The following is a 13,284-nucleotide window of genomic DNA, read 5'->3' as shown; positions in this document are numbered from 1 at the left end:
CGCACCTTCAGTGGCTAAGAAGAACTGCGCGGTCGACCTGTTGCAGCAAGGCTCGGGTGAAACCGCCGAAGACCAGTTCCTGAACCCGGGGGTGGCCATACGCCCCGGCCACGATGAGGCCGGCCTTCAGCTCATCGGCCAGTTCGAGCAGTTGCCGCGGTGCGCCGACATCTTCCTGGTCCGGGCAGACGCGAGCACTCGCGATGATCTCGTGACTCGCGAGATATTCGACGACATCGGCGAGCCGCCCCTCTGCCTGCGCCTTCTCGCCATGCCGGCAAATCTCAGCGACGACCACTGACCCTGCACGCTTCAGCAGCGGCAGGGCGTCCGCCGTCGCGCGGCGCGCCTCACGGACGTCTTTCCACGCCACCAGGACAGACCCGAGGTCGAGCTGCGCCAAGGAGGGCGCCGCGGCCAGCACGGGGCGGCCGGCCTGCAGGACCAGGGCCGCCGGCGCGGCGATGCTATGGTCGGAGCGGTGCGCCCGCCCTGCCAGGCTGGTGATGATCAAGTCCGCCGTGCGGGCGGCCGCGGCGACGTCATAAAGGGGGAAGTTGCGGCCCGAGCGCCATTCGGCGCCTGAGGGCAGTCTGTCGGTCGCGGCGCGGAATCGCGCCTCAGCCGCCCTCAACGCAGCCGAAGTGCGGTCCTCCTCGACCCGCAGCGCCGCTTCAATGGCCAAACCGCTGCCCAACATGGGCTCGGCGAACATCGGCATGTGCATGGCTTCCACGCCAAGACCCACGAGCGTCGCCTTAAGGTCGTCCGCCAAGGCGACGGCCAGGGCGAGGCAGTCATATTGCGGCTCCGCCTCGACAGAGACCAGGATGCGGCCAATGCTCATCGTCTTCTCCTCAGGTGTCTCGGGTTCAGGCGCCTCGGCTGAGCGCGTCCAGCGCCCCTTGCGCCCCCGCCTGGATCGCCTGCAGGTGGTCCAGGCTGACGAAGCTTTCGGCATAGATCTTGTTGAGCGGCTCGGTCCCGGAGGGACGGGCCGCGAACCAGCCGCTCCTCGTTTTGACCCTGACGCCGCCGAACGGCTCGCCGCGCGGGCTCGCGACCTCCACCGAAAGCACCGGCTCGCCGCCGAGCTGATCGAGCTGCAGGTCCTGCGGTTTCAGGCCCCGCAGCCATGCTTTCTGCCGCGGCGTCGCCGGCGCGTCGATGCGCTCATAGTAGGAGGGACCGAGCGCGTCGGCGACGGCTTCGTACACAGCGTCCGGACCCTGGCCGGTTCGCGCGAGGATTTCCGCAGCCAGGAGTCCCAGGCTGAAGCCGTCCTTCTCCGTCGTCCAAAGGGTCCCGTCCAACCTGCGGAACACCGCGCCGGCGCTCTCCTCGCCCGCGAAGCCGAGCGTGCCGTCGCAAAGCCCCTCGACGAACCAGCGAAAACCGACCGGCGTCTCCACCAGGGGCCGCTCGAGCCTGGCCGCGAGCCGGTCGAGAAGGGCGCTGGTGACCATGGTCTTGCCGATCGCAAGGCTAGCGGGCCAGGCGGGCCGATGTCCGAACAGGTAGGCGACCGCCGCCGCCAGGTAACGGTTCGGCGCTATCAGCCCGCTCGAGGGCGTGACCACGCCATGGCGGTCGGCGTCCGGATCGTTGCCGAACGCGACATCGAAGCGCCCCCGAAGGTCGACGAGCCGAGCCATCGCATAGGGCGAAGAGCAATCCATGCGGATCTCGCCATCGTGGTCGGCAGTCATGAAGGCGAACCGGGGGTCTATGGCTTCGCTGACGACCGCGCCTTGCAGGCCATAGGTCTCCATGACCACAGGCCAGTACTCGGCGCTGGCCCCGCCCAGCGGATCAATACCGATCCGCACCCCTGCCTTGCGGATCGCCGCAAGGTCCACCACCTGCGGCAGCTCGGCGATGAAGCAGGTCCGATAGTCGTAACGCGCCACCAGCCCGGAGCGAGCTGCGCGGGCGTAGGGAACGCGCGGGACGTCCTGCAACGCCGTGGGCAGCGCCGCGTTCGCGAGCCGCTCGATCGTCTCCGTGATCGCAGGTTCGGCCGGCCCGCCATGTGGCGGATTGTACTTCAGCCCGCCATCCCGGGGCGGATTGTGCGACGGGGTGAGGATGACGCCGTCCGCCAGACCCGCCGCCCGGCCCTGGTTGTGGCGCAGGATGGCGTGCGACACGGCGGGCGTCGGGGTGTAGCCGTCCCGGGCGTCGAGCATCACCGTGACGCCGGCGGCGACGAACACCTCAAGCGCCGTCCTGAGCGCAGGCGTGGAGAGGGCGTGGGTGTCGCCGGCCAGGAACAGCGGCCCATCGACGCCCGCCGCCTTTCGGTGAACACAGATCGCCCCGCAGATCGCCACGACATGGGCCTCGTTGAAGGTCCCGGCAAGCGCCGAGCCGCGATGGCCGGAGGTCCCGAAGACCACGCGCTGCGCCGGATCGGCCGGCTCCGGGCGAACCGCGGCGTAGGCGTCGAGGAGCTCCGGGACGTCGATCAGGTCCGCCGCCGCCACGGGACGTCCCGCGCGTGGATCGACGTGGCGCCTCACGCCACGCGCCCCTGGCGGCCCGCAGCGGCCCCGAGGCGGATGCGCAGACGCCGCACCGCCTCGGCGGGGCTGAGGGGGATGCACACCGGTCGCTCCAGCAGCGGCACGCCATCCAGAATCGCTTCGGCGACGCCTTGGCAGACGCCGTCGGGATTCTCCACCTCAATCTCGTAGCGAGCGTCGCCATATCGGTAGACGAGCTTGAAGCCTGGCCAGTGGCGCGGGATGCACGGATCAAGCACCAAGGCCTCGCCGCGGCGGCGTAGGCCGAGCAGCGACTCCAGACCGGCGCGGTAGATCCAGCCGGCCGCGCCAGTGTACCAGGTCCAGCCGCCGCGACCCACATGCGGCGGGTGCGAATAGACATCGGCGGCGACCACATAGGGCTCGACCTTGTAGCGCTGCGCCTCCGATCGCGTGCGGCTGTGATTGATGGGGTTGAGCATGGACAAGAGGCTCGCAGCTCGATCCCCCTCCCCCAACGCGGCGAAGGCCATGACCGTCCAGGCTGCGGCGTGCGTGTACTGCCCGCCGTTCTCCCGTATGCCGGGCGGATAGCCCTTGATGTAGCCGGGATCCTTAAGGCCCTTGTCGAACGGCGGGGCGAACAACAGGGCCAATCCGGCATCGGGATCGATGAGCTCCCGCTCCACCGCCGCCAGCGCCCGGCGGGCGCGGGCCGGCTGCGCCGCCCCCGAGAGCACGGCCCACGATTGCGCAATGGCGTCGATGCGGCACTCCTCACTGTCGGCCGAACCCAGCGGCGAGCCGTCGTCGTACCAGCCGCGAAGATACCAGTCGCCGCCCCAGGCGGTCCGTTCGAGCGCTGCCCTCAGAGCCTCGGCGTGCGCGTCCCAACGGGCGGCGCGCTCCGCCTCGCCCCGCGCCGCCGCAAGCGGCGCAAAGTCCGCCAAGGTGCGAAGGAGGAACCAGCCCAGCCACACGCTCTCGCCCTGGCCGCGGTGGCCGACCCGGTTCATGCCGTCGTTCCAGTCGCCGCCGCCGATCAACGGGACGCCGTGGCCGCCGAGCTGCAGGCTGGCCTCCAGCGCCCGGACGCAGTGTTCATAGAGGCTCGCGCTTTCGCCGGCTCCGGGGCGGAAGAACGCCTCCGCTTCGGTGGGCTCAAGCGGCTCGCCTTCAAGGAACGGGACGGGCTCGTCGAGCACCGCACGATCGCCGGTCGCAACCACATAGTTCGCCACCACGTAGGCCAGCCACACCCGGTCGTCGGAAAAGCGTGTCCGCACCCCCTGGCCGGAGTGGGGCAGCCACCAATGCTGTACGTCGCCTTCCGGGAACTGGCGCGCCGCGGCCCTGAGCAGATGCTCACGGGCGGTGTCCGGCGCCGCGTGCAGCAGCGCCATCACGTCCTGTAGCTGATCGCGGAAGCCATAGGCGCCGCTTGCCTGATAGAAGCCGGCCCGCGCCCACAGACGGCAGGCCACGGTCTGGTAGAGCAGCCAGCCATTGAGCATCAGGTCCAGCGCGGGGTCGGGCGTCTGCACCTGAACGGCGCCCAGGAGGCGCTCCCAATAGCCGTCCACCTCCGCCAGGACCTCATCCAGGTCCGCTTCCCGATAGCGCGCGACCAGCTTGCGGGCCGCCTCGGCGTCTTCGCCCTCGCCGATCAGGAAGACCAGCTCGGCGGTCTCCCCAGGCGCGAGCGCCAGCGGCGCGTCCATCGCTCCGCACGGGTCGAGCGCGGCCCCGGTCCGCCCGGAGAGCGGGGCGCCATGCGCCAGAGCCGCCGGCCGACGCAGGCTGCCGTTGCGGCCGATGAACTCCCGCCGATCGCCTGTCCAGCTCGTCTGGCGGCCACGGGCGTCCAGAAAGGCGACGCGGTCGCCAAAGCCCGGATCCCAACGGTTCCACGCCATCAGAGCGCCGCTCGCCCCATCGAGCTGCGTGGCGGTGAAGGGCGCCGCCGCGCCCCGGCTGCGGCCGAGCACCCATTCCACATAGGCGCACGCGGACAGCCGGCGCGGCCGCTCCGAGAGGTTGCGAACCTTCAGGCGCAGGATCTTCACCGGGTCCTGCAGGGGCGCATAGGCGAGGAGCTCGGTCTCGACATCACCGACCGAGACGTCAAACCGGCTGTAGCCGCGGCCGTGGCGGCAGACGTAGGTCGCCTTCGGGTCCCGCACGGGATAGGCCGTCGGACTCCAGACTTCACCGGTGTCGAGGTCGCGAATGTACAGCGCCTCGCCGCCGCGATCGGCGACAGGATCGTTCGACCAAGGCGTCAGCTGATGCTCCCGGCTGTTGACGGCCCAGGTGTATCCGGAGCCCTCGGCGGAAATCTGGAAGCCGAAGCCCGGATTGGCGACCACGTTGATCCAGGGCGCGGGCGTGGTCTGACCGGGTCCAAGGACCACGACATACTCCCGGCCCTCCCGCGCGAACCCACCGATGCCGTTGGAGGACTCCAGGTCGAGAATGCGCGACGACGGCAATGGCGCGGCCGAAACCTGTGGCGCCGCCAAAGGCGGCGGCGGGGTCCCATGCAGATCCCCAAGCCGGTCAAGCTGGTCCCCCAACCGCCCCCGCTGCGCCGACAGCACCACCCGCGCCGCCGAAAGCAGGCGAGCCTGGATCTCTGGGGAGACGAGATCGGCGCGCAGCACGTAGACCCCGCCCGCGACCGGTTCTTCGTCCGGCGCGCGCCGCGATTGCGTGGCCCGCACCAGTGACTCCAACGCGCTTTGCAGGTCCTGGATGTAGGAGGCGGCGCGTTCGTTCAGGATCACCACGTCCACCGCCAGCCGCTGCAGGCGCCAGTATTCCGCCGCATGCAGCAGATCACGGGCGGCGGCGAGGTGTTCGACCGCGTCGATGCGTAACAGGATCAGGGGCAGATCGCCGGAAATCCCCAGCGCCCAGAGGTCCGGTTGTCCCCCCGCGCCGGCCGCCACCACGTCCGATGGCGGTCTCAGGGCGGGCGCGGCGTAGATCAGGTGGCCCGCCAGGCGTTGGAAGTCCTCCGCGTCGCGATGGGTGACGCCGAGGTGGCGCAGCTGCACCTGCGCCCGGGTCCAGGCCAGGGCTGCGGCCCGCTCGCAGGCGGCGCTGTCAAGGTGCTGGTCCAACAAGTCCAATAGAGCCTCGCGCGAACCGGCGGCGAAGGTCCAGAAGGACACCCGGGCCGTGGACCCTGGCGCAATCCGCAGCCGCCGGCGGAGCGCGAAGATGGGATCGAGCACGGCGCCGGTCTGGCCGCTCAGCGGGCGCCCCTCCATGACGGCGGCCGGCGCGCGGACGTCGCGCCCTCGGCCCAGGAATCGCGCCCGGTCGGTCTCGAACTCCGGCTTGCCGAGCCCCTCGCCCTCGACGACGGCCAGGTGGCCGGCCCAGATCTCCGGCTCGTCCGGCGCGCGACGTCGTCGAGTCGCCAGCAAGGCGCCGCCCACCGTCGCCTGATGCTCGGTGTCCACGAACAGCTTGGAGAAGGCCGGGTGGGCGACGTCGGCGGCGTCGGGGGCGAGGGCCAGTTCACCGTAGGAGGTGATCTCGATCTCTCGCTCAGCATCCCCGGTGTTCGTCAGGGTCAGGCGCCGGAGCTCCCCATCGTCCTCGGCGGAGACCAGAACCACGAGCTCCGTCAGGAGTTCGCCGTCCCGGCGCCAATATTCGGCGCGGTCCGCGAAGAAGGTCACGCCGAAATCCGAGGGCTCGGCGGCGGTCGGCTGATAGCCGGCGGACCACACCTGGCCGCTGCGCATGTCCCGCAGGTACAGGAAGGCGCCCCAGTCGTCGCGCACCCCATCCTCGCGCCAGCGCGTCAGGGCCTGCCCGCGCCAGCGGCTGTAGCCGGCGCCCGCGGCGGTGAGAAGCACGCTGTAGCGGCCATTCGACAACAGGTGCGTGGCCGGACTCGCGCCATGCGGCGACGTATAGCGACGCCCCAGCGTCGGTTCCGGCGCCTCGGGCAGAGGCGTGTTGGCGAGTTCTGCGGCCGCTGTCGCCGGCCGTACGTCCCGTGGCATGCGCTCGTGCAGCAGCAACTCGGCGGCCTGCACGAGCGGATCGGCATGGAAGCGCTCGCGCAACAGACCACCCAGCAACGTGTTCGCCAAGGCGGTGACCGTCATCCCCTGGTGATGGGCCATGAACGATCGCACGATCGCGACCCGCTGGCCGTCCGGGACGCGGGCGGGCGTGTAGTCCAGCGCCTCATAGAAGCCGTGTCGTCCCTTGGCGCCCGCCGCCGTCAAGACTTCGAAATTGGCGACGGCGGCGCGGGGATCGATCATCGCCGCCAGCGCCGTGGCGTACGGGGCGACCACGGCCTCGTCGCCGAGACCTCGCTTCAGCCCGAGGCCCGGGATGCCGAAGTTCGAATACTGATAGGTGAACTCGAGATCGCGCGCATTGAACGCCGATTCCGAGACGCCCCAGGGACGCCCATGGCTTCGACCGTAGTCGATTTGCCGGCGGACGACCGCGCGCAACGACCGCTCCAGCAGACTGCCGGCGGGGGATCGCATCACGAGGGCCGGCATCAGGTATTCGAACATGGAGCCTGACCAGGAGATCAGGGCCGCGCCCTCGGGCGTCAGCGTCACCGCGTGGCCCAGGCGGAACCAATGGCGCGCCGGCACGTCTCCCTTGGCGATGGCGAGGAAGCTCGCCAGCCGCGCCTCGGACGCCAACAGATCGTAACAGTTGGCGTCCAGCGCCCCTTCGGCGACGCGGTAGCCGATCGACAGCAGCTTGCGGTCCTGGTCGAGCAGGAACCCGTAGTCCATCTCCAGCGCCAGCCGCCGCGCCACAGCCTCCGCCGCCCCGAGCCGGCGGTCGAACTCAGGAAACTCGAAATCGCGCAGATGGCTGCGGAGCCCCGCCTCGGCCGCCGACAACCAATAGGCCAGCTCTGTAGCGTCCTCCCGCTCGGCCAGCAGCCCGCGGAGCGGTTCAGCGAGGCCGGCCCATTCGCGCAGCACGGCCTCCAACGCCGCCCGGGCGTCTGGCTCCTCCTGGCCGCCGCGCAAGGCGTCAGAGAGACCCCGCAGCGCCAGGTCGAGGCGCCGCCAGGTCTGATGCTCGGCCACCGCGGGCGCGCAGAGCGGCGCCACCTCCTCCCGCGCCAGATCGATCGCGTCCGCCACCCCCGCCCATCGCGACGCCAGCGGCAACGGCTCGTCGCGCCAGGCGCGGCACCCACGGGCGAGCGCCAGCAGGCATCCCGCGAGGTTTCCACTGTCGACCGTTGAGACATACTGCGGCTCGAGCGCGCGCAGGTCACGGGTGTCATACCAGTTGAGGAAATGTCCGCGGTGGCGAGCCATCCGCTGCAGGGTGGCGAGCGTGGCCTCGACGCGTTCCAGAGCCTCGCCAGCCCCGATCCAACCCAGGTCGCGCGCGCAGGCGGTCGAGAGGAGATAAAGCCCGATGTTCGTTGGGGACGTGCGATGCGCGACCGCCGGCGGATCCTCCTGCACGTTGTCGGGCGGGAGGTGGTTGTCGGCCGCGGTGACGTAGGTTTCGAAATAGCGCCAGGTTCGCCGCGCGGTCAGACGCAGGGCGCAGGCGTCGGCGGGCGCCAGTTCGTCCGCCTCCGGCAGGGGCTGGATCCGGCTGACCCGCTGCGCCAGCAGCGGCGCAAACAGCCAGGCGAAGGAGACGCCGGCCGCCAGCGGCCAAGCCCGCCCTGACCAAAGCGCAGCGATCGCAAGGCCTGCGATAGCCAAAGGCAAGACGCCCCACATGCGGCGATAGAAGGCGGCCAAGTCCGCGCGAAGGCCTGCGGCGAGCTGTGCGGCCGGCACCCACTCCAAGAGCCGGCGGCGGCTGACGAACAGCCGCCATAGGGTGCGCACAATGGCGTCCGACATCAGCCATGCCTGGTGCGCCAGCAACACGATCAGCAGCAGCGCGCGCGCCACAGCGATCCCCAGGTCCGCCCCCATGGCCTTCAGACGGTCGCGGGCGCGGATTCCGGCGCGCCGCGGCGCCAGATCATCGATCAGCGGCATGAGCGCCGGCGCAACCACGGAGCCCAGCACGAACAGCGTCCAGACGGCGGCGTGGGCGCCAGGGGCGGCCCAGCCTGCGAACAGCGCGGCCACGGCCGCCGGCGCGGTGAGCGTCCGCCGCAGATTGTCGAGCATCTTCATCCGGCCGATCACCGGCACGGGCCCTGGGGTGCGACATCGGCCGGCCGGGATACGCAGGATCCAGGGCAGCAGCTGCCAGTCGCCACGAGCCCAGCGGTGATGCCGCAGAGCCGCAACGTCGTAGCGCGTCGGCGCGTCCTCCACGACCTCCACATCGGAGGCCAGGCCGGCGCGCGCATAGACCCCTTCGAAGAGGTCGTGGCTCAGCAGCGTGGATTCGGGGACACGCCCGGCGAGCGCCGCCTCGAAGGCGTCGACATCGTAGATCCCCTTGCCCGCATAGGAGCCTTCGCCAAACAGATCCTGGTAGACGTCGCTGACCGCGGCCGCGTAAGGGTCGATCCCGCTCGCGGCCGAGAACAGCCGCTGGAAAACCGAGCCGCGATGGCCGACCGGCAGCGCCGGCGTAATCCGCGGCTGGAGTATAGCGTAGCCCTCCACGACCCGACGGCTTCGAAGGTCCAGGCGCGGACGGTTGAGCGGGTGGGCCATCTTGCCGATCAGCCGCCGCACGGTGTCAGGCGGCAGGCGGGTGTCGGCGTCCAGGGTGATGACGTAGCGCACGCCCGCCGGAACGCTCAGGGCTGTCCCTGGCGGAGCGACGAAGGTCGTGTCTTTCGCGCCGCGCAGCAGCCGGTTCAGCTCGTGCAGCTTGCCGCGCTTACGCTCCCAGCCGATCCAGCGGCGTTCGCTGTCGTTCCAGACGCGACGGCGATGGAGCAGCAGGAAGCGGTCTCCCCCCGGAGCCGGACCATATTTCCGGTTCAGCGCCTCGACGCCCGCGGCGGCGACGGCGAGAAGATCGGCGTCTTCCGGCTCGCCTTCGCTGTCGGCATCGGTCCAGTCCGACAGCAGGGCGAAATGCACCTCGCCTTCGGCGCTGGCGAGGTAATGTATCTCAAGGTTTTCGACCTGTTCCTGGATCGCCTCCGGCGTGGTGAGCATCATGGGCACCGCCACGAGCGTGCGATGCTCGGACGGCACTCCGCCCGCGAGTTCCAGCGCCGGCAGGAAGCTGGCGCGGACACTGTGCGTCACAATCGCATTGACGATCGCTACCGCGAGCTCCAAGGCGGGGATCACGCCGAGCACCGCAAGCGCCGCGAGCCAGCCGTCGCCGAGGCCGGCGTCGCGCAGGTAGAGCAGCGGCAGGACGAGGATCACCGCCGCCGCGGAGAGGATCCCGGCGGCGTAGCCTCCCGCGCCCAATCGCTGAAAGGTGCGACCCAGGAGCGAGCGCAGCGGCGGCCGGTATCCCAGCGTCTGTTCGAAGCGTCGCCGCTCCGAGCCGATCAGGTGACAGCCGACGTGACAGCTCGCCACTTCGCCAGCGCAGGCCCGCGCGCGGGCGATGGCCGCCCGGGTCACCTCGATCTCGCTCTTGCCGCTCCCGCGCGCCAGGGCCTCGATGGCTGTCCGGTAGAGATTTCGCGTGGGGAAATCCATCTCCGCGAAGTCGCCGGCGCGGTTCAGAGCCGCGTCGACGAGGCTCATCCGCTCGACCAGGTCGAGCCAGTCGACTTCCGAGATGCGCCGCAGGCTGGTGATGATGTTGCGGACCGTGCCGGCGGCGGCGACCTGCCGGTCATGCTCCTCGCGAACCACACCGTCCGCCGTCGCGCCCTGCGCGGCGAGCCGCTCGTCCAACCAGCTCAAGGCGGGGGCGATGCTCGCATTCTGGTCGCGCAGCCGGTGCAGCAGCTGCATGGTGAAGGCGTCCGGCAGCCGCCGCCGCCCCTCCCAGGCCTGCAGCGCGACATCGGCGGGTTCGGGGTCACGGCCATAGGCGCCAAGTAAGCGATCGGCGACCTGGTCTGCGGCCATGCGGGCCTCGCGACTCTCCAGGATCCGGTCAGCGAGCCGTCGGAGGTTTTCCACGAGAATCAGGCGCAAGGTGATGGCCACCGCCCACAGCTCGCCGATGGTGAGCGGGTGAACGGTCTGGTAGGCGTTGACGTAGCGCTGCAGCATCTCCACGTCGAAGCGGCTGTCAGTGTGCGCCACAAACCCCCACACCAAACCAAACACCCGGGGATAGCCGGCGAACGGGCCTGAGATCAGCTTGGGGAGCTGCCGGTAGTAGCCAGGCGGCAGGTCACGCCGAATCTCGCGGACCTGCTCCTCAACCACATGAAAATTGTCCAGCAGCCACTGCGCGGCAGGCGTGGCGGCCTCGCCGCCGGAGCCAGAGCGCTGCAGGACGGCGTAGGCCTCGACGAGCCGGCGCTGATTGTCCAGCAGCCGCCCCGCGACGCTGCGGCCAGCCTTGGGACGCGCCGCGACCGGCTGAGCCAGCGCGAGCGTCTTGGCGTGCGCCTCGAGCCGCTCGATGCTGAACAGCTCGGCGCGAATCGGCGCGCGATCACACCAAAGAGCGCCGGACCTACGTTCCAGCACGCGTCGGATCAGGTCTAACGCCACGGCCGAAACCCTCCGCACCTGTGGTAATCGAAGGATCTACCGCGCCGGCGCGAGTCGGCGCCGACGCCTGCGCGTTGTCCGGGGGCGGTGTTCATCCCCGACCAGACGCACGCGGACCGCCCGCAATTACAGCGGCGCCATCGCCATTCCACGCGACTTTGGCCGCGCGGCGACTGATTCAGATCCGGGGGAAGGGATCACAGCTGTTGCGCCGACCCTGGCCGTCATCCTCGTCAGAACGGCGTCAACCGACAGCGGCATGACGTCCGCCACGTTCGTGGCGCGGCTTGAGCTCGGAGCAGGCAAGCTGTTCGCCGTCACCTCCGCAGCTCACGGGGGCCTCCGATTGCCGCAATCGGCTCCGCGCTGCGCCTGCTTTTGATCCGGCGCACCTGCCGCTAATGGCTGGATTTACAATACATTCTTTCTGCCCAACGTCGAGATGTGTAAGCATCTGTGCAGCGCTGGTTCAGGGCGAGCGGCGCTGAACGACGATGGTCTAAGGCGCAACAGCAGACATTTGACCTCGCTGCCTGAAGGGTGGTTTGCCCCCATGGCCCTGTTACAAGATCTCGGACTTTGCGAACATTCTCCGAGGATTTATAACACCCCCATGGAACCCAGAGGTCACCGCCAACGCGCCATCGAGGTCGCCCGCGCGCAAGGGATCGCTCGCGGATCGGACTTCGACGCGGCCGGCGTGCCCCGGATGTATCTCAAGCGCCTCACGGAAGACGGCGTGCTGCTGCAGGTCGGACGCGGACTCTATCGCCTGGCCGACTCCCCCTCCGACGCGGCCTCAAGCCTGGCCGAGGCCGTCCGGATCCAACCCCGCGGCGTGATCGGCCTGCTCTCGGCCCTGCAGTACCATGACCTCACCACCCAGACGCCCCACGCGGTCTGGATGCTGCTCGGCCCCAAGGACTGGGCGCCCACCAGCGCGCCCGTACAGATCCGGGTGATCCGCGCCAGCGGCCGCGCGCTTCGCGAAGGCGTCGAGCGTCACGAGATTGACCAGGTGCCGGTGCCGATCACCTCGCCCGCTAAGACGGTGGTCGACTGCTTCAAGTACCGAAACAAGATCGGCCTCGACGTGGCCGTGGAGGGGCTGCGCGACCTCATGCGGCGTCCTGATCGCAGACCGGCCATCGACGAGCTTTGGCGGTTCGCGGAGATCGACCGGGTCCAAACCGTGATGCGCCCCTACCTCGAGGCGCTCACGTGAATGACAAGCCCAAGGACATGGCCGTCTCGGCTCGCGCCCGGCTGACCAACCGGGCCCGCGAGCGGAAGGAGAACGCCCAGCTCCTGATGACCCGCTACGTCATCGAGCGGCTCCTGTGGCGCCTCAGCGTCTCGCCCTACCGGCAGCTCTTCGTGCTCAAAGGCGCCATGCTCTTCAGCCTCTGGGCGCCCACGCCATACCGCGCCACTGGGGACCTGGACCTCCTGGGTTTCGGCAACAACGACCCCGATCAGGTCGCGGGTCTGTTCCGAGAGTTGATGGTGATCCCAGGGGACGACGGGATCGTCTTCAAACCGGACACCATCGTGGCGGCGGCCGCGCGCGCCGAGGACGAGTACAGCGGGGTTCGCCTCGACTTCCAGGCCGAACTCGCCGGCGCTCGGCTCCCGATCCATGTGGACATCGGTTTCGGCGACGCCATCACGCCGGGCGCACAGGACATCGAGTATCCGTCCCTGCTCGATCTGCCGCCGCCAAAGCTCCGCGCCTACCCGCCGGAGACGGTGGTGGCGGAGAAGTTCCAGGCGATGACCGCGCTTGGAATGGTCAACTCGCGCATGAAGGACTTCTTCGATCTCTGGGCCATCGCCAACACCTTCGCCTTCGAGGGGGCGGTCCTGGCCCAGGCTATCGCCGCGACGTTCGCACGCCGAGAGACGCCGCTGCCGAAAGAGCCACCGCTCGCCCTCACCGCTGGCTTCGCGGAAGCCAAGCAGGCCCAGTGGACCGCCTTTCTGAAGCGGACGGAGATTTCGCTGGCGCCCGAGCCCTTCCCCGAGATTCAGGCCCAGATCGTTGAACTCGTGATGGCGCCGACGCTCCGCATCGCGGATGGCGAGACCTTCGCGGGCCGTTGGCCGCCGGGTGGCGTCTGGACCACGTGAAGAGCGGGCCGCGCGGGCCGCAACGCTTGATAAAGCTTCGTTAGCCATATTCACGAGCGCGCGAGCGCGCCAAGGTCCGCCGTCCGCGGCGGCGA

5 protein-coding genes are annotated in these 13,284 nt (G+C 69.8%); 2 read left to right on the top strand and 3 right to left on the bottom strand.

Annotation, left to right across the window (positions count from 1 at the left end; genetic code table 11):
* Positions 1–7: 7 nt before the first annotated feature.
* The 3 genes from PHZ_RS20490 to PHZ_RS20480 are packed head-to-tail and all read right to left on the bottom strand — an operon-like array spanning position 8 to position 11,059.
* On the bottom strand, positions 8–847 hold the full coding sequence (locus tag PHZ_RS20490) for a universal stress protein (protein ID WP_012520415.1): 840 nt from the start codon (positions 845–847) through the stop codon (positions 8–10).
* A 25-nt stretch (positions 848–872) separates the two neighbouring features.
* Complete coding sequence (locus tag PHZ_RS20485; RefSeq protein ID WP_012520414.1) at positions 873–2,522, bottom strand: phosphoglucomutase; 1,650 nt, start codon at positions 2,520–2,522, stop codon at positions 873–875.
* Positions 2,519–11,059 carry a GH36-type glycosyl hydrolase domain-containing protein gene (locus PHZ_RS20480; protein ID WP_236611926.1) on the bottom strand — a complete coding sequence of 2,847 codons (8,541 nt, stop codon included), beginning with the start codon at positions 11,057–11,059 and terminating at the stop codon, positions 2,519–2,521. The genes PHZ_RS20485 and PHZ_RS20480 overlap by 4 nt, the downstream gene beginning before the upstream one ends.
* A gap of 613 nt (positions 11,060–11,672) precedes the next feature.
* On the opposite strand from PHZ_RS20480, the gene PHZ_RS20475 reads away from it, so the two are divergent.
* Both PHZ_RS20475 and PHZ_RS20470 read left to right on the top strand, forming a co-directional pair.
* Positions 11,673–12,284 (top strand): type IV toxin-antitoxin system AbiEi family antitoxin domain-containing protein, encoded by a 612-nt coding sequence (locus PHZ_RS20475; RefSeq protein ID WP_148217033.1) that lies wholly within the window; start codon positions 11,673–11,675, stop codon positions 12,282–12,284.
* Positions 12,285–12,370: 86 nt separating this feature from the next.
* Entirely contained in the window at positions 12,371–13,189 is an 819-nt protein-coding gene (locus PHZ_RS20470) for a nucleotidyl transferase AbiEii/AbiGii toxin family protein (protein ID WP_236611925.1), read from the top strand.
* The last annotated feature ends 95 nt before the right edge of the window (positions 13,190–13,284 follow it).

This window comes from Phenylobacterium zucineum HLK1 (assembly GCF_000017265.1).
Lineage (GTDB): Bacteria > Pseudomonadota > Alphaproteobacteria > Caulobacterales > Caulobacteraceae > Phenylobacterium > Phenylobacterium zucineum.
The sequence above is the reverse complement of the archived record's forward strand: the minus strand, read 5'-3'. Positions and strand labels throughout refer to the sequence as shown.